Origin of the sequence: Aeoliella sp. (assembly GCF_965227375.1) — a bacterium.
GTDB lineage: Bacteria > Planctomycetota > Planctomycetia > Pirellulales > Lacipirellulaceae > Aeoliella.
The window spans coordinates 1,837,104-1,858,023 of the sequence record NZ_CBDDFX010000002.1 but is presented as its reverse complement, the minus strand read 5'-3'; the positions used below and the strand labels follow the sequence as shown (position 1 = coordinate 1,858,023).

19 protein-coding genes are annotated in these 20,920 nt (G+C 61.0%); 5 read left to right on the top strand and 14 right to left on the bottom strand.

Features of this window, described 5'->3' with window-relative positions; translation table 11 throughout:
* Positions 1-5 precede the first annotated feature (5 nt).
* Both ACQK2L_RS20400 and ACQK2L_RS20395 read left to right on the top strand, forming a co-directional pair.
* The gene (locus tag ACQK2L_RS20400) at positions 6-614 is read left to right on the top strand and encodes a lysophospholipid acyltransferase family protein (RefSeq protein ID WP_425401109.1); all 609 of its coding nucleotides are present in this window, start codon (positions 6-8) and stop codon (positions 612-614) included.
* Between the two features lie 37 nt (positions 615-651).
* Positions 652-1,596, top strand: a complete 945-nt coding sequence (locus tag ACQK2L_RS20395; protein ID WP_425398890.1) for a phosphatidate cytidylyltransferase — start codon at positions 652-654, stop codon at positions 1,594-1,596.
* 10 nt (positions 1,597-1,606) lie between these two features.
* On the opposite strand, the gene ACQK2L_RS20390 is transcribed toward ACQK2L_RS20395, so the two are convergent.
* The 8 genes from ACQK2L_RS20390 to ACQK2L_RS20355 form a co-directional block, all read right to left on the bottom strand.
* Complete coding sequence (locus ACQK2L_RS20390; protein ID WP_425398889.1) at positions 1,607-2,596, bottom strand: hypothetical protein; 990 nt, start codon at positions 2,594-2,596, stop codon at positions 1,607-1,609.
* Positions 2,597-2,906: 310 nt separating this feature from the next.
* Positions 2,907-3,296 carry a hypothetical protein gene (locus ACQK2L_RS20385; protein ID WP_425398888.1) on the bottom strand — a complete coding sequence of 130 codons (390 nt, stop codon included), beginning with the start codon at positions 3,294-3,296 and terminating at the stop codon, positions 2,907-2,909.
* Positions 3,297-3,516: 220 nt separating this feature from the next.
* Positions 3,517-4,044, bottom strand: a complete 528-nt coding sequence (locus tag ACQK2L_RS20380; RefSeq protein WP_425398887.1) for a hypothetical protein — start codon at positions 4,042-4,044, stop codon at positions 3,517-3,519.
* Between the two features lie 22 nt (positions 4,045-4,066).
* Positions 4,067-4,501: a hypothetical protein gene (locus tag ACQK2L_RS20375; RefSeq protein WP_425398886.1), complete on the bottom strand. Its 435-nt coding sequence runs from the start codon at positions 4,499-4,501 to the stop codon at positions 4,067-4,069.
* A gap of 50 nt (positions 4,502-4,551) precedes the next feature.
* On the bottom strand, positions 4,552-6,045 hold the full coding sequence (locus ACQK2L_RS20370; protein ID WP_425398885.1) for a TMEM43 family protein: 1,494 nt from the start codon (positions 6,043-6,045) through the stop codon (positions 4,552-4,554).
* A 144-nt stretch (positions 6,046-6,189) separates the two neighbouring features.
* Positions 6,190-7,071 carry a hypothetical protein gene (locus ACQK2L_RS20365; protein ID WP_425398884.1) on the bottom strand — a complete coding sequence of 294 codons (882 nt, stop codon included), beginning with the start codon at positions 7,069-7,071 and terminating at the stop codon, positions 6,190-6,192.
* Between the two features lie 10 nt (positions 7,072-7,081).
* Positions 7,082-7,615 (bottom strand): hypothetical protein, encoded by a 534-nt coding sequence (locus ACQK2L_RS20360; RefSeq protein WP_425398883.1) that lies wholly within the window; start codon positions 7,613-7,615, stop codon positions 7,082-7,084.
* Positions 7,616-7,688: 73 nt separating this feature from the next.
* The gene (locus ACQK2L_RS20355; RefSeq protein WP_425398882.1) at positions 7,689-8,267 is read right to left on the bottom strand and encodes a hypothetical protein; all 579 of its coding nucleotides are present in this window, start codon (positions 8,265-8,267) and stop codon (positions 7,689-7,691) included.
* A gap of 655 nt (positions 8,268-8,922) precedes the next feature.
* Between ACQK2L_RS20355 and ACQK2L_RS20350 the strand changes: the two genes are divergently transcribed.
* Together ACQK2L_RS20350 and ACQK2L_RS20345 are read left to right on the top strand one after the other, a co-directional pair.
* Complete coding sequence (locus ACQK2L_RS20350) at positions 8,923-10,398, top strand: aldehyde dehydrogenase family protein (protein ID WP_425398881.1); 1,476 nt, start codon at positions 8,923-8,925, stop codon at positions 10,396-10,398.
* Positions 10,399-10,472: 74 nt separating this feature from the next.
* Complete coding sequence (locus ACQK2L_RS20345) at positions 10,473-11,357, top strand: B12-binding domain-containing protein (RefSeq protein ID WP_425398880.1); 885 nt, start codon at positions 10,473-10,475, stop codon at positions 11,355-11,357.
* 19 nt (positions 11,358-11,376) lie between these two features.
* On the opposite strand, the gene ACQK2L_RS20340 is transcribed toward ACQK2L_RS20345, so the two are convergent.
* Positions 11,377-12,192, bottom strand: coding sequence for an enoyl-ACP reductase FabI (locus ACQK2L_RS20340; protein WP_425398879.1), 816 nt, complete (start codon positions 12,190-12,192; stop codon positions 11,377-11,379).
* A 239-nt stretch (positions 12,193-12,431) separates the two neighbouring features.
* Here ACQK2L_RS20340 and ACQK2L_RS20335 point away from each other — a divergent pair, with 239 nt between their 5' ends.
* A complete protein-coding gene (locus tag ACQK2L_RS20335) occupies positions 12,432-14,312 on the top strand; it encodes a sigma 54-interacting transcriptional regulator (RefSeq protein WP_425398878.1) in 1,881 nt (626 codons plus the stop codon).
* A 68-nt stretch (positions 14,313-14,380) separates the two neighbouring features.
* Here the strand turns inward: ACQK2L_RS20335 and ACQK2L_RS20330 are convergent, their stop codons facing one another.
* The 5 genes from ACQK2L_RS20330 to gatA form a co-directional block, all read right to left on the bottom strand.
* Complete coding sequence (locus tag ACQK2L_RS20330; protein WP_425398877.1) at positions 14,381-15,130, bottom strand: hypothetical protein; 750 nt, start codon at positions 15,128-15,130, stop codon at positions 14,381-14,383.
* Between the two features lie 452 nt (positions 15,131-15,582).
* Positions 15,583-16,923 carry an adenosylmethionine--8-amino-7-oxononanoate transaminase gene (gene bioA, locus ACQK2L_RS20325; RefSeq protein ID WP_425398876.1) on the bottom strand — a complete coding sequence of 447 codons (1,341 nt, stop codon included), beginning with the start codon at positions 16,921-16,923 and terminating at the stop codon, positions 15,583-15,585.
* 23 nt (positions 16,924-16,946) lie between these two features.
* Positions 16,947-17,738: an SAM hydrolase/SAM-dependent halogenase family protein gene (locus ACQK2L_RS20320; RefSeq protein ID WP_425398875.1), complete on the bottom strand. Its 792-nt coding sequence runs from the start codon at positions 17,736-17,738 to the stop codon at positions 16,947-16,949.
* Between the two features lie 6 nt (positions 17,739-17,744).
* Positions 17,745-19,211 carry an Asp-tRNA(Asn)/Glu-tRNA(Gln) amidotransferase subunit GatB gene (gatB, locus tag ACQK2L_RS20315; protein ID WP_425398874.1) on the bottom strand — a complete coding sequence of 489 codons (1,467 nt, stop codon included), beginning with the start codon at positions 19,209-19,211 and terminating at the stop codon, positions 17,745-17,747.
* Between the two features lie 155 nt (positions 19,212-19,366).
* Positions 19,367-20,902, bottom strand: a complete 1,536-nt coding sequence (gene gatA / locus ACQK2L_RS20310; protein ID WP_425398873.1) for an Asp-tRNA(Asn)/Glu-tRNA(Gln) amidotransferase subunit GatA — start codon at positions 20,900-20,902, stop codon at positions 19,367-19,369.
* Positions 20,903-20,920 lie beyond the last annotated feature (18 nt).

The following is a 20,920-nucleotide window of genomic DNA, read 5'->3' as shown; positions in this document are numbered from 1 at the left end:
CCGGCATGATTACCGAAACCATCCTCACGACGACCGCCCGCTTGCTCAGCGGCGCCAGCGTGAGATGGGTGGATAGTCAGCCCGACACGTGCCAGCGGGTGTACTTCGCAAACCACACGAGCCACCTCGACGTGGTGCTGGTGTGGTCGGCGCTTCCGCACAACGTGCGCAAGCTCACCCGCCCGGCGGCTGCCAAGGACTATTGGAGCCGTGGTTGGATCCGGCCGTACATCGCCAAGGTGTACAACGCGATGTTGATCGACCGTAAGGAGATCAAAGTCCACCAGAGCCCAGTGGACATCATGATCCGCGAAATCGGACAAACCTACTCGGTGATCATCTTTCCCGAAGGGGGCCGTTCCAGCGGCGAGTCGGTGGGAGACTTCAAGAGCGGATTATACTACTTGGCCAAGAAGCGACCCGACCTGGAATTGATTCCCGTTTACATCGACAATATGAATCGCATCCTGCCGCGCGGCGAATTCCTGCCAGTACCGCTGCTGTCGAGCATCACGTTCGGCCCGCCGTTGTGGCTCGAAGCAGGTGAGACGAAGAACGAATTCCTCGAACGCGCCAGAACGGCCGTACTGAAACTCCGCGAACGCGAACGCTAACCCAGTCCCTAGCCCCAAGTCCCCAGCCCCTCCCCACATGACCCCCATTCAACTCAACTGGGCCCTCGCCGGCACCATCGTCGCGCTATTGAGCGTGGCGACGGTCGTTGGACAGTTGCTTGCGCGGCAACCTCAGTTGGGACTCAACCCCGCGGCGGTGAACGCCTTCAACGGGCGGCTGCGGGCGTGGTGGATCATTTGCTGTTTGCTGTCGGTGGCGTTTCTGAACCGCGGCCTGACGATCTTGCTGTTCGGGCTGATCAGTTTTTGGGCGCTTCGCGAGTTCATCACGCTCACGCCCACTCGGCACGGCGACCATCGCGCGCTGTTCTGGGTGTTCTTCCTGTTCACTCCGCTGCACTACGTGCTGGTGGGCTACGGTCTGTACGACATCTACAGCATTCTGATTCCGGTCTACGGCTTCCTGTTCATCCCACTGCGGATCGCCATCGCGGGCGACACCAAACGGTTCCTCGAGCGCGTGGCCAAGATCCAATCCGGGCTGCTGGTGTGCGTCTACTGCCTGGGCTACGCGCCGGCGATCCTCGACCTGCCATACGGCGAGTATGCCGATCGGTCGCGACTGTTGTTCTTCCTGGTGTTCATGTCGCTGATGAGCGAGGCGCTGTACTTCGCCTGGGACCGCCTGTATGGTCGCAACGTGATCTCGCCCAACATCAATGGCACCAAGACCTGGGAAGGCATGCTGGGCGGCGCGGCCAGCGCGGCGCTGGTCGGCATGACCTACCACCTGGCGTTTGAGCCGTTCCGCGAACTATGGCATACCGCGCTGGTGAGCATGCTCATCGCGGTGATGGGCTTCGCCGGATCGATGACCATGTCGGCCATCAAGCGCGATCGCGGCGTGAAAGATTTCGGTACGCTAGTCGAAGGCCACGGCGGCGTGCTCGATCGCATCGACGCCATCTGCTTCGCCGCGCCGGTGTTCTACCACGTCGCGCGGATGCTGCTGGTAGCGTGAGCCGTACGCGCTAGCGCCAGAAGGTCTTCTCGCGACCCGCAGGAGGAGCGTCCATCAACAATCGGTCGTCGCTCTCGGGACGACGCACTACCGCGGCGTTGTTCTGGCGGGCGACTTTCGAGTAGGCCGATTCGTAGTTGGTCGATGCCGCGGGGGCCGGGTTGCGCGGCGCGGGACTGGCGGCGGGCGATTCGTTGCTGGCGAGCATCGTCTGGCCCGTTTCCAACTCGCCCGGCAAGACGGGGCGGCCTTGCTTCACCCAGTCGAGCCACTCATTCTGCAGTGCGAACAGGCTGTCTTGCCCGTAATGATCCTTCACCGCCCGCGGCCAATTCTCATCGGCCATGCCGTCGGCCAGGAATTCGAGGAACGCCGCCTTGCCGCGCTTGCCGATCAGGTATCGCGTGAGCGAGTGCCCCTGAGCGTACAGCGGCAGCACGTCGCGGGGGTATTCCTTCATGGCGAACATCTGGCCAAACGGAATGCCTTTGCCGGTCTTCAGAAAGCGGATCAGCAGATTCTCTTGCTTGGAGATTTCGCTCTCGTGTTCCACCGTGGTGCACGCACCTTCATCGGCCCAGCGGGGCAGGGGTTGGCGGAAATGGCAGGCAAAGATCGTATGCGTTATTTCGTGCGGCAGCACCGAGTCGAGCACTCGCTCGCGGGAGCCGGTGATGGTCATGTTCCAGTCGAACACTTCGCCGCGGTCGAACACGAACGTCGTCACTCCGCCAGCGCCCATGCGGGGCGCGACTTCCGCCTTGATGGGGCAGGGGCGCGACCAGGGAGGCATCTCTTTGCCGATCCACTCCTTGGAAAGCACGTTTCGCCAGTGTTCGGCCATCTCGCCGATCTCTTTGGCAAGCTCCGGCGTGGGGGCGTTCACCACGAAGTTGGTGGTTTGATAACGAGCGGCTTCGGCGGCCGAAACCAACAGACCCAACACCAAGAAGGGGAAGACAACCGGCAGCGCGGCCAACGACTTCGTGCGAGCTTCCATGCTGCACTCCAAATTCGCGGAGGGAAAAATCGGGGCGACGCCAAGCACGCTGCTAGCATCGGTCGAGCATCCTTTCGACGCGAGGCAAGGTACCACAGACCGCCGATTCGCCACCAGAGCGATTTCTGCCATGGATCTACCACCTCTTCTGTCGGTGTTGCCGTCCAGACTCCGCGTGCCAGCACGAAACCCCGCCCTCGACCGCTACCAGCAACATAAGGGGCACCGCCGAGCGACGCACGCTTTTTGGAGAAATCGTGCGAGAAAAAACTGGCAACCTACGGAGGAAACAGGGGGAACCGTTTCCTCGCTACGTTTTCTGCCACGCCTGAATCTCGGCGGCGAGCCACTCTCGCTCGGGCTCGCGGAGGAATAGACCGATTTCGATACGGTCGGCGCCGTGGTCGAATCGCAGTCGCTGGCGACTGCCGACTCGTTCGAGTGTCACGGGGCCGACTTCCTGCTTGTCGAGCTCGATGCGAGTTCGCTTGCCATGCAAACGACCCATGATCGCCTTGGCATCGCCGTGCTGCAACGCGTGAAAGATCAGCCTGTTGTCCATTGTAAGAACGCCCGAATCGTAGAAGAAGCTCTCGCGGCCCAGGACAACCACCTCCGGCTGGCAAGGACCGAATAGGCGATACAGCATGTAACACGCGAACGCACCACCTGCCGTCCAAAACGCGAGCCAGACAACCATGAACAATTGATCCCCGTTCGGAGGGCCCTTGAGCAGTTGACCCACCACGGACACCAGGCCAGTGGCCCAGCCAACTAGCCAAACGCAAAAAAAGAATGCACCAAGGTATCGTATGAACCCTGAATGCGGTGCCTTCAAACGATAGGTCGCTCCATCGAAGTCCTCAACAACTTCGATGGTCGACCCAGCTGGCGGTTGTGTGTTCGTCTCCCCCATCGCATTAATCCCCTTGTCCAAACTGAATTCGAGAAACGCCAGGCGAGACCTCGCTCTGCCATGCTTGGATTTGCTCGGCCAGCCATTCTCGCTCCGCCCAGCGAAGGAACGGGCCGATTTCGATGCGTTGGTCACCGCGTTGGATCGTCAAATGCTGTTGCATATTGTCGCGCTCGAGAGACATGACTCCAAGCTCACCCTTTTCGATCTCGATTCGCACTCGCTTCCCCCAGCTACGAAAAAACACTTCATTGGGATTGCCGTAGTAGAACGCCTGCTTCGCTGCTGAATGGCACATCGGCAACGAACCCGAATCGTACAGCAACTTTCTTCTCGCGAGTACAAGAGTCTCCGGTTCCGCGAGACGAAACCTTCGCGCAACAAAGTAAAACAGCAGCGCACCTGCGATGCTCCAGACGACTAACAGCAGCAAGGCGACTCCAACACCGCTGCCCCCTCCGGTCAGTCCCCCCAACAGGGCGAGCACGCCCACGAGAAACACAAGGAGCCACACGCCTAGACAAATTGCCAAGCTAACCGAAGTGTTGATTCGATCAATCCACTCGCAAGGTGGCTGCAGCCGATACGTGGCGCCCTCGGCGTTTTCCACCACTTCTATCGTCGACCCCGGCGGTGGTTGCTTGCTGTGCTCCCTCATCGCCTACAACTCTAGCACCAAAATACTGGGCGACTCTCTTCATCTTTCCGCGGACTTCCTCATCGGCGTTTTTGCAGACAACACATCCCCGGGAGTAATAGAACCAAGACATTACCTTGCCTTCGATGTGCTTGGAGTATACTGTCCATACTGGAATTCCTTCGCGTTCAATCCGAATAGTCTGACCTTGGGGCGTGGTCGCTTCCGCGTAGTTGTCGACGCGGAACTCATCATCACTTGCAAGGTAATCTCTCCACTCATTCAGCGTAATGGGAGTATCAGAACTCTCAAACCAGTTTTCGGCGCGTGTAATATGGAACTCGTAACCCATTCGGTCGACGTCCTATGCTACTCACTATTGATGTACTATCCAATCAAAGACTAAACCGGCTCCAACACACCCGTCTCGACGCCGATCACAATCTTGCGGACCTCGTCGGTTGAGAGTCCCAGGTGTTTGGCCATTCGCTTGAGCACCGATTGTTCGCGGGCGGAGAGCGTGCCGTCGGCCATGGCCAGGCAGACTAGCAGCACGAAGTCGTTGCGGTCGGCGGCGCGGGCGGGCGTGGAGTCCTGTTTTGCCTCGTCGTACAGTTGCTTCATGCGCTCGGCGTCGATGCCGTTCTTCTCGGCCCACTTCACCAGGAACCGGTTCTCCTGCTTGCTGAGCCCACCCTCGAGAGCCAGCTTCGCGAGGTTGCCGAATGTCTTCTCCGCCAATCCGGTGGACATTCCGGGGCCGTCGAGGTCGAAGCCGTCGTCGACATCGCTGGCGTGGGCTTGCTGGTAGTGCGTGAGGGCGGTCTGGACGTTCTGCTTGGCTTTTCTTCGGCTTCGCACCAGCCACACGATGCCCGCGATCACGACCGCCACCGGCAGGGCCTGGGCGATCGGGTGGTGCACCAGGGCCGAGGTGATCATCACCAACAGCGACAACGTCAGCCCGACCACCAGGCTCACCCCGAACACGGCCCAGCCGACCACGCGGCCAAGGATCGGGATGCGATAGAGCAGACTCGCGAAGCCGCCGATGAAGATCATCACACCAATCACCACGGCCGCGGTGCCGCCCAGCCGGGTGAACCACATCACCTTGCTGAAGTAGCTCTTCACACTGGCCAGGGCCGTGTCGCGGTCGCCGTTCACCAGGTGATGCAGCACTCCGTCGTTCTGAATGATGCCCGACAGGAAGCTCTGCCGAATGTCGTACTTCTTACCACGGGCGCGGTCGCCTTCGATCATGCCGAAGTACGAAGCGGTCGCCGCGTTGGGGATGCCGGTGTAACCGAGTCGCTCGTCGCCCTCTTTGGGAGAGTTGATCGACCCGCGGCCCTTGAAGAAGTACTCGCCAGCGACGCGCAGATTCTGCTGCCGCCCGGCGTCGACCATCTTCAAGCTGCCGGCGCGGATGGTTTCGCTGCTGTCGACGAGGTGAATGTCGGCGGGATCGATTTCCAGTTCGCCAAGTTGGTACTTGGGCGGGTAGAGCGTGTCGCTGCGCAGCGTTTGACGTATGCCGGAGTTTCGCGAGTTGCTTTCGACGCTCGAATGCCAGCCCAAGTCCCAGGTGGTGTTACCGTCGCTGTCTTCGTCCTTTTCCCAAGACCAGATGGTCGCGTGACGGTTCACGCGATGGAATCCGACGAACTGCTCGACATAGTGCCCCGCGATGGGAATCTGTGTGTCGAGCGCGTCGGTCGTGGCAAACGGCTCGCCTACCGGGGCGTCACCAGCAGGGGCGACCGTCGCGTTCTTGGCAGCCTTGTAAAAGTTGAACCGCCCCTCGTTTTCCCACAGGGCGAGCACACCGACACAGACGAAGATCGGCCCGATGAGAAACGCCGCAAAGGGATTGTTCTTCTTTTTGCTCGCCACCAGCGCCTACCCCCTTCGAATGAGTTCGATACATTTTCTGCCTCGTCAAACTAACATAGCATTCGCCAAGCGTCGACGGATATTGGCGTACGTGGCACGCCTTCGAGTACTATGGCCGCCTCGGCCGTAGTACGAAATCGCACTCTACCGCGAATGGGAGTAGTAATATCCTCGCCCAGTCTCGCGATCGTAGGCGGCGTGGACTCCGCGGTCTTCATCCGTCCAGGAGTAGTGGAGTCCGCTGGTAATCCAGTGACGCTCCGTATCGCTTGCATCGGGTGCGAGGGAAATGTACCGAGCAATCGACACGGGCCGATCGATCTCGCTCAGCGGCCGCCGCTCGGCCGCGCACCACAAGCGAAAGTCCGCCTCGTCGCAGTTGAACTCGTAGGCCAAGACGACTCCGGTTACTCGCGCGTACGAGATGTCGCTCGCGCCCGCAGGCAGGCTCACCGGCGCCATGGATGCGGGTACGTGCTCGGCAAAACTGGGAGCACTTTCTTTGGCGGCCCACGCTGCCATCGCGGCGACGACTGCTACGGCCGCCGTAAGTCCCATTAGTTCGCGCAGCGAATGCCCCTTGCGGCCAAGAGAGTGGCCTTTCGCCTCAGCGACGTCCAACTGCTGAGACCATTTGGAGTTGAGACACCCGAGCGCGATGATCAACAACCCAATGACAGGCCAGATTGAAAAGAACAAGACCAAGTCCCAACGCGGCTCCGGCCCGTCGATGAGTGCCTCCAATATCGCGACGGCGCCGCCGAATGCGACAAACACGCCTGTCACGTACATCAAAGTGGCCATCATCATGGCTGCCGACGCGACACGTCGAAAGGTACCGCGGTACTGCTGCACGGGGATCGCGAGGATGAGCGGCAGAACTATCAAGAGCGCCATGATGGAGCACGGATGTAGGGACGCAACCAAACTTCCGATCGCTAGCCCCAACAGCCACAGGCCAAGGGCAATCACCGCCACGGAGGTGACGATTAATAACTTCGAGGGTTTGGGAAATGCTTCGTCCATTGGGCCCTTGCTAGCGCTCAAGCAATCGCGACAGACCAACAATACAAGCTAACAAGACCGACAGCACTACCATCAGCCCTAGTAACTCACGGATTGAGAATCTGGTGCGGGGCGAAGTACCAGCGGCTTGATGGTAGTCCGTTAGCTCGCGATGCCACATGTGGTTCAGCCTGCCGATGACAATCGCAACGGGGCCCAACAACGCCAAGCAGAACACCCGCAAACGGGCCCATGACGTAAACGGCGAGGACGCCCCTAGCACCACGAAAATACTGGATAGCATCGCTCCACCAAGATAGAGCAAGATCGCCGACCGCATTGCCGACTTGGTTGCCGAATGAAACACACTTCGATACTGCTCGAAAGCGAGCCCCCACGACATCGCCGTCCAGAACACCAACTCTGGCAGATGATATGCAATGGCATCGTTTTGCTGTGAAAGCACCATGGCCCCAAAAAAGCAGCCAAGAAGCAGGCTCAACATAATCGCCGCCACCGAGGCGGCAATCAGTAGTTTCGATGGTTTGGGAAATGCATCGTCCATTGTTCGCAGAAGCGGTTGGTTCACCTCGGTACTACCACAACTCCGGGCGCTGACGCTTCCGGCTCGCCGGGGGCTACCAGTAGTTCGCTTCCTGGTAGGCCACGCCATCTTCGACGCTATACCAGATGGTGAAACCGGCTCCGCTGACGGCGACGGGGCCTTCGTACACCAACGGGTTGGTAAGGGGTGGTGAGCTTATGGGATCGCTCGAGTTCTCACTCCAGGTTGTTTCCGAAGGCGTACCCAATGTCGCTTCCGCACTCGTGTTTGTTGCTTGCTGACGGTGTTTTGCCCACATGATGTTGACGTGTTTCGTCAGGTCGGCTTGCGAGATGGTGTACCGAGCCCTAAACCGCACGGAGTTCTTGTAGATCGTGATATCCGTCGCATCGGGTGGCAGGAAGAGTTCCACCAACGGGTCATCGACTTCGTCGAACGTGGAGTGGTAGAACGTGCCAAACCGCACCAGGTCGACCACACCCATGATCACCCAGAATGAGGGAAGGAACGCAACGGCCGCTGCAACGAGCGAACGCCCCAGCACAGGCAAACGCTTCCAACGCAGAAGCGGCGCGACGACGTTCGCCATGATGACTAACACCACGAGCACCACACAGGTGATCTTAAAGGGCAGAATGAGCGACCAGATCATGCGGCGTTGCTTTCGTGCGCTTCGACAAGAAAATCGTGTTAATTGAGAATACGCTACGGGGGTGATCGACGCAAAGACGGCCGATGGAATCCACCGTCTGCTGGCGGCAACTCCGGTCGGCTTGTCAATTCGGTGAAAATGGTGGTTGTAAAAGAATCGTTGTTGTTTCGGTGTTGCGATGGGGTCTAATACAGGGTTGCCCTCGGCCGGTGTTCGACAGCGACCATGCTCGGCCTGCGCTACCGGTATGCGCATCGGCGCTGCTGGTGATACAAACGCGCGGAGCGTCAGGATGACGGACGAAGCCAGTTGACCTGAAGCGGCTGGGGAGTTTTGCCCCACTGATGGGCCCACAACGGGGACAAAACCCTGGCAGATTACAAACCGGAACCACACCGCAAACCATTTTGAGGCAACAACTTACATCCACAACACCGCATCACTCCGCTGGGGGTATTGGGACAACGAATCGAATGTTGGGGCAAAACGGACAATACTCGCCAGGGGTGTTCGTTGGGCGGAACAAGGTCTCACTTTAGCGTTTAGGCGAGGCAGGAAACCGCTGGGCGGTGGGTGTGCGGTTGCGTTACAATTCACAGCAACACTCGTCCACGCGATAGCTCGCGCTTCGAACCGTTCACAGGAGGTAATCAAGATGGCGACCGTAGCTCCCACGAAAGTTTCCCCGCCGGAGATTCGGCAGACCACGTGTTTTATCGGCGGCAAGTGGGTGCCCGCCGCCAGTGGCAAGACGTTCGACACCGTGAACCCCGCGACCGAAGAGGTCATCTGCCAGGTGGCCGAGGGCGACAAGGCCGACGTCGACGCGGCGGTGGATGCCGCTCGCGCACAGTTCGATGGCGGTGAGTGGTCGAAGATGGACGCCCGCGATCGTGGCCAGCTGATGCACAAGCTGGCAGACCTGATCGAAGCGGAGATCGACGAGTTGGCCGCGCTCGAAACGCTCGACAACGGCAAGCCAATCAGCGACGCCCGCAACGCCGACTTCCCGCTGGTGATCGACTGCCTGCGTTACTACGCCGGTTGGGCCGACAAGATCGAAGGCTCGACGATTCCCGTGCGTGGCGACTTCTTGTGCTACACCCGCCGCGAACCGGTCGGCGTGGTGGGACAGATCATTCCGTGGAACTTTCCCGCGCTGATGGCCGCCTGGAAGTGGGGCCCCGCACTGGCGGCTGGTTGCACGATTGTGATGAAGCCAGCCGAGCAAACACCGCTCACTTGTTTGCGCATGGCGCGTTTGGCGCAGAAGGCCGGCATTCCCGATGGTGTGATCAACGTCGTGCCGGGTTACGGTCCGACGGCCGGCGCATCGATTGTCGAGCATCCTGGCGTCGACAAGATTGCCTTCACCGGCGAACTGGCCACTGCGAAGATCATTCAGCGGGCGGCAGCCGAGAACATGAAGCGGCTGACGTTCGAGCTGGGCGGCAAGAGCCCCAACGTGATCTTCGCCGATGCCGACCTCGACGCGGCCATCGAAGGCGCGCACTTCGCCCTGTACTTCAATCAGGGTCAGTGCTGCTGTGCCGGTAGCCGACTGTTCGTCGAAGATGGGGTCCACAGCGAGGTGGTCGACCGCATTGCAGAATACAACCGCAGTCACCCGGTTGGCGATCCGTTCGATCCCGATACGAAGCAGGGTCCGCAAGTCGATCAGGCACAGTTCGACAAGATCATGCAGTACGTGGAGTACGGCAAGCAGGATGGCGCGCAGTGCGTCACCGGTGGCACTCGCGTCGGCGACCGAGGCTACTACGTCGAGCCGACGCTGTTCACGAACGTGACCGACGACATGCGGATCGCCCGCGATGAAATCTTCGGCCCGGTGCTGAGCGTGCTGAAGTTCAGCGACGTGGACGAGCTGGTCGAGCGTGCGAACAACACCAATTTTGGCCTGGCAGCCGCGGTCTGGACCCGCGACGTGGCCAAGGCTCACCGCTTCGCTGCCAAGGTGCGAGCGGGGACCATTTGGGTGAATTGTTACGACGTTTTCGACGCTGCGGCCCCGTTTGGCGGCTTCAAAGAGAGCGGAATTGGCCGCGAATTGGGCGAAGCCGGCCTGGCAGCGTACACTGAGAGTAAGACGGTCACCGTGGCACTCAGTTAGCCAACCGCCAACGCAATCGATTCCTATGTCCCGGCACGGCCCGCGGTCGTGCCGGGACGTTTGAGTACCCCACCATGCCGATGCAACGTAAGTTTACGCCGAAGCAAGTCGCCCAAGCCCTGGGCGTCAGCGAGTCGTCCATCAAACGATGGGTCGACGGCGGCAAGGTCGAAGCGGTGAAGACCGCCGGCGGGCACCGCAAGCTTCCGCTGGCGGCGGTCGTGAAGCTGGCCCGCGAGCAGGGTTACCAAATCGTGCGGCCCGAGGTGTTGGGCCTGGCGGCCGAGCACACCAAACTGGAAATTGACAAGGCCTGCGAGCCACTGATCGAAGCGCTGGCGGCTGGCGACGAATCGGCCAGCCAGGCAATCGTCGAACCGCTGTACCACGCAGGCCACACAATGGTGGAGATCGCCGACCTGGTGATTGCCCCCGTGTTTCACGAGATTGGCAATCGCTGGGAGCGAGACGAGTTGAGCGTTCATCAGGAACGCCGCGCCTGCGAGATCGCCATAGCGACACTACACAACTTGCGGCGGATGTTGCCGCTGCCTGCCGCGGGCGCTCCCCGCGCCATGGCGACAACGCCCGACTGCGACCATTCGGAGCTGCCGGTGCGACTGGCGGAGTTGGTGCTTCGCGAGAAAGGCTGGGACGCCAAGGTGCTGGGCATCGCGCTGCCGCTCAGCGAGATCCGCGCCGCGATCGAGCAAAGCCAACCGGATCTCGCGCTGCTGAGCGTGACGCACGTGGAGAACCCGGTGAAGTTTGTCGCCCAGGCGAACAGCGAGTTGCTCGGCCCCACCAAGCGGGTAACGAAGTGGATTGTCGGTGGCCGCGTGTTCGACGCCACGCTGCAACGGACGCTCGACTGCTACCGCTTCAGTCGCACGATGGGTGAACTGGCGGAAATGGCCGACAAGTACGTCGAGGAGTCGCAGGGCAAGGAACTGGCTTAGCCCCCTCCCGGACTTGCGCTTAGCTGGGCTTGTACTTATCGAGCAACCGGCCCGGCGTGCCCATGATGTTGTACCCGGCGTCGAGATGCATGATCTCGCCGGTCACGCCGCTGGACTTGTCGCTCAGCAGGAATGCACCACAGTTGCCGGCTTCGTCGTGCGTAATGTTGCGTCCCAAGGGCGACATCGCCTCGTACAGTCGCAGCATACCATCGACTCCGGCACCGCGGCCACTGATGGTTTGTAGCGGACCACAACTTAGCGCGTTGACCCGCACTCCGTCGACGCCCAGATCGTACGCCAAGTATTGAGTAACCGAGTCGAGCGCCGCCTTGCAGACCCCCATCACGTTGTATCCAGGAACCGCCTTCTCGCCGCCAAAGTACGTGAGCGTAAGGATGCTGCTGCCTTCGTGCAGAAGCGGACGAGCCGCACAGGACAGGGCAATCAAGCTGAATGCACTAATCTCCATCGCCGACTTGAAACCCTCACGACTGCAATCGATGGTGTCCTTTCGCAAATCCTCGGGCGGGGCAAAGGCGATGGAGTGCAGCAGGAAGTCGAGCTTGCCGAACTTCTCCTTGCAAGTATCGATCGCTGCGGCGATGTGCTCGTCGTTCGTAGCGTCCATCGGCTGCAGGAACTCGACACCGCTTAGTCCATCGGTCAGCTTCTGCACGCGGTTGAGGTTCTTCTTGCGCTCGTCGTCCGGCCTATCGGGCATGTACGTGAACCCACACTTGCCGCCACCCTCGAGCACGCGCTCCGCGATCGCCCAGGCGATCGATTGCTTGTTGAACACACCGGTAATTAGGCCATGCTTGCCTTCGAACATCGCAGTATCAGTCCCGTGAGGAGTGTTGCCACCAGCGGGCATGTCGCGCCGCACCGGAACCAAAGTACCAGTCTATCGTGTATGACGTAAACCCCCATCAGAACCGCACTTTGGGCGGTGTGCTGGCCGCGGGTGTGTCGCTACAGCGGCGCACGCCTGTTGCCAAATGATGTCACATTGTTACCCTTGTACCCAAACTTGCAACACTTTCCGCTTCTCAATCGCCCACACAAATCGCTATGCCATCCGTCGACTGGTCCCAACTGCTCGCCGATCTGATCACAAGTCGCGACGAAGCGGAGTTTCACTCCGCCGCGGTCCGCCGGCTGGCGGACGCTGTTGGTGTCAATTCCGCGGCGCTGGTGCGATCGCAACCGCCCGAGTGGATCGTCACCGCCTCGGCCGGCAAGATGGCCGGCCAGTTGCCACTCGACCTGGCGGCCGACGCGCTCGACTCGGGCACGGCCAAGCGGACATCGGGGTGGGCCGCGATCCCGCTGCGTGTGTCCCACGACAACACGTTGCCGCCAACGGCGCTATTGCTCTCTGGCGACGCCGACACCGACGACGTGCATCTGAGCACCGGACTGGCCGCCGCGTGCGCGCTGGTTCGCGGTCGGCGGCGCGACCATCAACAAGCCGAGCGACTCGAGATGCTGCTCGAGATCACGCACCAGTGGGCACAGACCGACAACCTCGAGACGCTGCTCAACCGCATGGCCGAAGCGGCGACCGCGCAGTTCGATTGCGACCGCGCGACGATCTTCCTGTGGGATCGCTCGCACAAGACGCTGGTCGGCCGTCCGGCGCTCGGCATGGAGAACAACGAACTCCGCGTGCCCGACGATGCGGGCGTGGTGGGGCGTGTGGTGCAGTCGGGCCAGCCGGAGCGCGTTGACCGCATGGACGACCGCGCGGCGATTCACGGAGCGGTCGACAAAGAGACCGGTTACACCACCGAGACAATCCTCTGCGTGCCGCTGGTCGGCCCGCATGGCAACACGTTCGGTGCGTTCGAGCTACTCAACAAGCGCGCGGGTAACTTTCAGCCCGACGACCTGACGGGCCTTACGGAGCTGGCTTCCTACGCCGCAGTGTCGCTGGCCAACACGCAGCAGTGGGAACAGTTGCTCGAACGTCATCAACTGCTGGTCGACGAGGCAGCCGATCGCGTGCAGATGATCGGCAATTGCCCGGCCATCGAGGCGCTGCGTTCGACCATCGCCAAGGTAGCGAACGCCGACCTGGCCGTGCTGGTGCTCGGCGAGAACGGCACCGGCAAGGAAGTTGTCGCCCAGTCGATTCACTACCGCAGCCCCCGCCGCGCCGAACCGCTGATCGCGGTCAACTGCGCAGCGCTCACCGAGACGCTGCTCGAGAGCGAACTGTTCGGACATGAGAAGGGAGCGTTCACCGGGGCGAACGAATCCCGCGCGGGCAAGTTCGAAGTCGCATCGGGCGGAACGCTGTTCCTCGACGAAATCGGCGACATGAGCCTTAGCGGGCAGGCCAAGTTGTTGCGGGCGCTGGAGCAAAAGGAAGTGGTCCGCGTTGGCGGGCACGAGACCATCTCGACCGATTGCCGCGTGGTGGCCGCCACGAATCAGAACCTGGCGGACTTGGTGCGGGAGAAGAAGTTCCGCGAGGACCTGTACTTCCGCCTGAACGTGGTAACGCTGGAACTGCCTCCGCTACGCGAGCGCGGCGACGACGTGGTGACGCTGGCCGAGTTCTTCCTGCGGCAGCTCACTCAGAAGCAAGGTCGCAAACCGCCCACACTGACCGCCGCGGCCAAGAAGCGACTCGTCGCACACCGCTGGCCCGGCAACGTGCGCGAGCTGCGGAACCTGATGGAACGCGTCGCCTACCTGGCCGGCGGCGACCGCATCGATGCCGACGACCTGGCGTTCACCCTCTCCCCCGGCGCGAAGAAAAGCGGCGGCATGGAAACCGGCCTCACACTCTCCGACGCCACGCACGACTTCCAGGTCGACTACATCAAGCGAACGATCGACCAGGTTCGCGGCAACGTGACCGAAGCCGCCAAACTGCTCGGCGTGCACCGCTCGAACTTGTACCGCAAGATGCGAGCACTGGGAATGGAGACCGACGAAGATTAATAACGTAGGCCGTAACAAGCTAAGCGCAGTTGCGGCCTACTTCGAAGTCACCTACTTCGTGAATCGAGCTAGTCTTGGCGTTCCGAATCGAAGATGCCGTACACGGCTACTACCATTAGTTCGGCACCGGCGATTCCCCCGTGCACGGTGCGGACTGACACAAGGTAGGTTTGCAGGCGGTCGTCGGCAACACCGGTGTCGACCTTCTTGAGTTGCGCGATCGCATCTTGGTAAGCCTCATCAAACTTAAGCGAGGTTGAAATCCCCTCAACAACCCTCCCATTCTTTGGCTTTGATGTTGGGTTGAGCAGCAGTGGAGCGATGCCGCTACCAATGTCTGCGCCGCCTAGCGGCTGATTGCCGGACGTTATGATGGGGACGGTACTGTTCCCTAGCATCTCAAGCGGCAAGTCTTCCACGGCAACCTCTTGCGCGCCGGCTGCAGTGTGGATGGTAATTGTCTTTATGCGATCTTCTTCATCGCTGCGAAACAGCTTTAGGACTTGATAGGGCTGTATCTTCAAAGCGCCAGCGGTCCCGTATAGCCGCACAGCGAACGAAGGCGGGTGAACATCCATAGCAATTTCTTCGATCCGCGGCTCAAGATCATCTGATTCCCGCATGCCCGCTGCATAAATGAGATAGGTCTTGTCTGCGTAGTAGACTTTGATTTTGTCCACCGGTGCGGCAATACTTGGTTGCTCCAGGTCCCATTTCAAGGTGAGACGGCCTCCCCCGGTAGACCCTATAGCTTGGCAGAAAGCGACACCAGGCACAGCCAGAATTGAGGAAATGAGAATGGCAGATACACGAAGCATGCTGAACCCCCTTTAGTTGGAACATACAACGAACTCGCAACGCACAGATTCTACCGGTTTCTTATGAGAGAACAAGCAGCCGTCTGAAATAACGCTTTGCTCCACACCCAATGTTGGGAATTGCAATTCATGCAACCACTTGTTTGGGCATGACTTGCGGGGTAAATGCAGAACGTTGGCATTAACAGGTCACAGTCAACAGCAAGACACTAGGCACCCCCTCTCCCTGGTGCCTCATTTTGTCCCCGCCCGTGTCACTCATGTTGCCAAACGCGTGAACTTCGCGTGCGCAGAATTGTATTGCCCGATAGAAAACCTGCAACAACTTCCAACCTCGCCCAGACGCAAGATCGAAGGTTCGTGTGAACATTCTGCCGAATCCCATACGCCACAGCCGGTCAGAAGTCTCGCCACGAGAGCAATTGGCATGCATGCTCATGATCGATCTAACCCTACGAATCGACCGCTTCAATCCCCGCAGTCATCGCATCCATCAACAGATCAATCTCGTCCAACGAAATCGCCAACGGAGGAATCGCATACATCATGTCCGGTCGCGGGCGGAGCCACACCCCTTGCTCCAAGGCCAGCTCGGCCACGCGCTGTCCGACGCGGGCTTCCGGCGGGAACGCCTCACCAGTTTGCTTGTCCTGTACCAGGTCGAGCGCGACGATCATGCCCCGCTGCCGGGCGTTGGCGACGTGCGGATGCTCGGCCAGGCCAGCAAGTCGCTCGCCGAGGCGTTCGATCTTCGGCGGCAGGTTGGCGAGCGTTTGTTCGCTGTCGAACAGGTCAAGCGAAGCGAGCGCGGCGGCCGCGCAGAGTGGGTTACCGCTGAACGTGTGACCGTGATACAACGCCCGACCGGAGGCCGCGTCGCCGAGGAAGGTCTGCCAGATTTTCGTGGTGGTGAGCGTCGCAGCCATCGGCAGGTAGCCGCTGGTGAGGCCCTTGCCGAGCGTCATGAAGTCGGGCGAGATGCCTTCGGCGTCGCAGACAAACATCGAGCCCGTCCGTCCGAACCCGGTGGCCACTTCGTCGACGCTCAACAGCACGTTGTACTCGGTGGCCAGCTCGCGCAAACCGCGCACAAAGCCCGGCGGCTGCATCACCATGCCAGCGGCGCCTTGGACCATGGGCTCGATGACAATCGCTGCAAGCGTGTCGGCTTGCTGCTTTAGCAGCTCTTCGACTTCGTCGAGGAAGTACTTTGCCGCAGCGTCGCCAGTGAGCCCTGCCGGCAGACGCCGCGTGTCGGGCGAGGGCGTGCGGACCACTTCAAACAGCAACGGCTTGAACAGATCGTGAAACTTGCCAATGCCACCGACGCTGGCCGCGCCGAGCGTGTCGCCATGATACGCTTCACCAAACGTCAGGTACTTGGTCTTCTGCGGTTGGGGCTCGTCGCACTGCAGCCAATACTGAAACGCGGCCTTCAGCGCTACCTCGTTGGCGCTCGAGCCGTCGCTCGAGAAGAACACGTGCTCGAGGCCCGCTGGAGCAACGTCGACCAGACGCTTGGCGAGCTCCACCGTCGTGTCGCTCGTCATGCCGAGTGTGGTGATGTGGGCCACGCGGTGCAGTTGCCGCTCGATGGCCGCGTTGATGGCCGGGTGATTGTGCCCATGGACGTTGCACCACATGCTACTGGCGCCGTCCAAGAGACGCCGACCGCGCGTGTCGTAGAGCCACACTCCTTCGGCGCGCTCGATCACCAGCGGCTCGTACTCGGCCATCTGCGTGAATGCGTGCCAGTGATGCGTGCGGTCCCAGTCGTAGAGTTCTTTGTGCATCACCCCATTAGAACCGCAAGCGGTCACCATTCAATGGTCACCGGAACTCCCACCCCGACGCCGAGCATGATTTTCGCCGAATCGTCCACGATGGCCAGTTCGAGCTTGTCGCCCGATCCGACCAGGGCGATGAGCGTCATGGGGGGCTGGTCGCCATAGGCGTCGAAGATGCCCAGGGTTTCGTGCTCGTCGCAGCGGACGCGCGTGTTTTCGTCTCGCGGCACGTCGGCGATCATTTCGGCCGTGATGTTGGTGATCAGGTTGCCGAACGAGTCGACCTCGATCACCTCGCCCTCTATCTTCTGTGCCACTCGTTCCGCCCGCGGTAGGGAAATCCTTGCGTAGTCCTCGATCACCGGCCCAACGTCGGTCGGGTCGATGCCCAGCGACAACCTTGCCGCCACCGGGGCCATGATGTCGCGACCATGAAAGGTGTGCGACACGCCATCGAGCCATAGTTCACTGTTTTCAACACTGCGCATCGTACTGGGTTTCGCGCGGTCCGCCAAGCAAGTCAACAAACCGTTGTCGGGGCAGATATATCGCTGCTGGTCGATTTCGGCGTACAGAATCCGCCGCGAAGTGCCTACGCCGGGGTCGATCACCGCTATATGCAGCGTGCCCGGCGGGTAGTAGGGCGTCGCTTCGAGCAGCGTCAGGGCGCCCTGGCGGATGTCCTGGTGGGGGACCGTGTGGCTGATATCGACCACGTCGGCGTCGGGATTGATGGAGAGCAGCACGCCCTTCATCGCGCCCACGTACCGGCTGCCCTCGCCAAAGTCGGTGGTCAGCGTGATGATGGGGCGGGGTTCCATCGGTCGCTACATTTTGGCGATCAGTTCGAGACAGATCTGGCGGACTTTGCTCGGGTCGGCGTTCGGGTTCTGCTTCTTCGCCTGGCCAATCAGCGCACCGACCGCTTGCTGCTTGCCGCCCTTCACATCCTCGACGATGCGAGGGTTCGCGTCGAGCAGCGTTTGGCAGAGCGACTCGAGTTCCGAGTCGTCCACCTCTTCGATGCCGAGCGACTGCATGGCGTCGGCGGCCGAGATACCATTCTCGAGCATCGCATCGAACACATCACGGCCGCGCGCGGTGGGCAGCTCGCCCGACTTCTGCTTGGCGACGAAATCGCCCAGTGCGACGGCGGAAATGGAGAACGTCTCGATGCCAGACTCGCTCTCCTTGAGCACCCGCAGCACGTCTTGCGTCACCCAGTTGCATACGCCTTTCGCGTCGCCGGCAACTTTCACCGCTTCGTGGTAGTAGTCCATCAGTGTGCGGCCTTGATTCACCAGCACTTCGGCATCGTACGCCGACAGGCCATGCTCGGACTGCAGTCCTGCGCGAATCGTCGATGGCAGCTCTCCGAGGGAGGCCTTCGCACTGCTCACCTGCTCGTCGCTAAACATCACCGGCACCAGGTCGGGATCGGGGAAGTAGCGATAGTCGCTCGACTCCTCCTTGCTCCGCTGCCCGCGCGTGACGCCGGCTGCGTCGTCCCAACCGCGCGTTTGCTTCGGCGAGTCGCCCAGCTTCGCGCCGGTCTCCTGCCACACGCCGTACTGCCGGCCGGCCTCGTACTCGATGGCTCGCTCCACCGCGCGGAAGCTGTTCATGTTCTTGATCTCGACGATCGGCGTAGCGATTTTCTCGCCGCCCTTTTCGAGATGCAAGTTCACGTTGGCATCCACCCGCAGGCTACCTTCCTGCATGTTGCAATCGGACACACCGATGTACGTGAGCAGCAGTTTGAGCTCGTCGAGGTACGCCCGCGCTTCGAGCCCGGAACGCATGTCGGGTTCGCTGACGATCTCTAACAGCGGCGTACCGGTACGGTTCAGGTCGATCACGCTGTCCGCCTTGCCGGCGACTTCGTCGTGCACGCTCTTGCCCGCGTCTTCCTCCAAGTGGGCGCGGAGAATGCGAATCTGCTTCGTCTGGAAGCGGTCCTTCGAATCGGAGATCTCCAGGTAGCCATGCTCGGACATTGGCATGTCGTACTGCGAGATCTGATACCCCTTCGGCAAGTCCGGGTAGTAGTACTGCTTGCGGTCCCACTTCGTGAGCGGCGGAATCGTGCAGTTTAGCGCCACGGCCGTCTTGAGCGAGAGATTGAGCGCCTCGGTGTTCATCACCGGCAACGACCCCGGCATGCCGATGCACACGGGGCAGGTCTGCGTGTTCGGCTCGGCCCCAAACTGCGTACTACACCGGCAAAACAGCTTGCTCTTGGTAGCAAGCTGTACGTGAACTTCCAGGCCGATGATGGTGGTGTAACTAGCCATGAACTCGAAGGGTAAACTCGCTTGGTGTGAATGACCAATGACGAATTAACAATGACCAACAGGAGTGATCATCAAGAGGCTTTTCAAGTTGTTTGGTCATTGGACATTCTTAATTGGTCATTTCGCCCGCCGTGGGAGGTCTCCTTGCCAACCACTCATAGCGGCGGGCGGCGGTTGTGCCAATCGGTGGCCGACTGGTACATGTGGCCGGCTCGCAACAGCGTTTCTTCGGCCAGCGGTTTGGCTTGCAGTTGCAGTCCGATCGGCAGCCCCGATTGGCTGGCGCCGCAGGGCAGGCTCAGCGCGGGGATGCCGGTTAAGTTGGCGCTCACCGTGTACAGGTCGACCAGGTACATCGCCAGCGGGTCGTCGACCAGCGAACCGAGCTCGAACGCCGGCGTGGGGGCGACCGGGCCGGCGATCACGTCGACTTCGGCGAACGCCTTATCGTAATCCTGGCGGATCAGCCGCCGAACCTGCAGGGCCTTCAAGTAATAGGCGTCGTAGTATCCGGCGCTCAAAGCGTACGTGCCGATCATGATGCGGCGTTTCACTTCGGGGCCAAACGCTTCGCTGCGACTCTTGCGGTACATTCGCACCAAGGGCGTATCGAGGTCCTCTGCAGCATGTCGCTCGCCAGCTTCTTCCAGCGCGGCGCGTTCGGCGGCAAGTTCGGTAGTGTACTTCGCCTGATCGCTGCGGAAGCCGTAGTGCACGCCATCGTAGCGGGCGAGGTTGCTCGAAGCTTCGCACGGAGCGATCACGTAGTAGGTGGCCACCGCGTACTTGCTGTGTGGCAGCGAGACCTCCACCAACTTCGCGCCGAGCGACTCGTACGTGGCGAACGCCTCGCGAACGGCCGCCTCGACTTCCGCGTCGAGCCCTTCGGCGAACTGCTCGGCTACCACCCCAATCTTGAGTCCTTCGAGTGGTTTGTCGATCGCGGTGGTAAACTCGATCGACTTATCGAGCGATGTGGAGTCTTGCGGATCGTGACCAGCAATCGCCGAGTACAACAGCGCGATATCCTCCACGCTGCGGGCCAGCGGGCCGACTTGGTCCAAGCTGCTGGCGAAGGCCACCAGGCCGAAGCGGCTGACGCGGCCGTAGGTTGGCTTGAGGCCCACCACGCCGCAGAAGCTGGCTGGCTGGCGAATCGAACCGCCAGTGTCGGTGCCGATGGAAAGCGGCGCCATGTCGGCCGCCACCGCCGCGGCGGCTCCACCGCTCGATCCGCCGGGCGAGCACTTCAGGTTCCACGGATTCTGCGTTGTCTGGAAAGCGGAATTCTCGGTCGAGCCGCCCATGGCGTACTCGTCCATGTTCGTGCGGCCGATCAGCACCGCGTCGGCCGCCTTGAGTCGCGCGACGACCGTCGCGTCGTACGGCGCGCGAAACTCTTCGAGCATCTTCGACGCGCAAGTGGTCCGCTGGCCTTTTTCAGCCAGGATGTCCTTCACGGCAACTGGAAGCCCCGCGAGCAGCCCCAGCGACTCGCCGGCCGCGCGACGTTGGTCGATCTGCTTCGCGGTAGCGAGCGCCCGCTCCGCGTCGTACCGCAGGAACGCACCCACGGAGCCATCGTGCTTCTCGATGCGGTCGAGATAAGCTTGCGTCAATTCGACAGAAGAGACCTCGCCCGCGGCAAGCTTGCGGCTTTGTTCGGCGGCGGAGAGTTCGGTGAGAGACATGTCGGCGGGGCAGGGGAG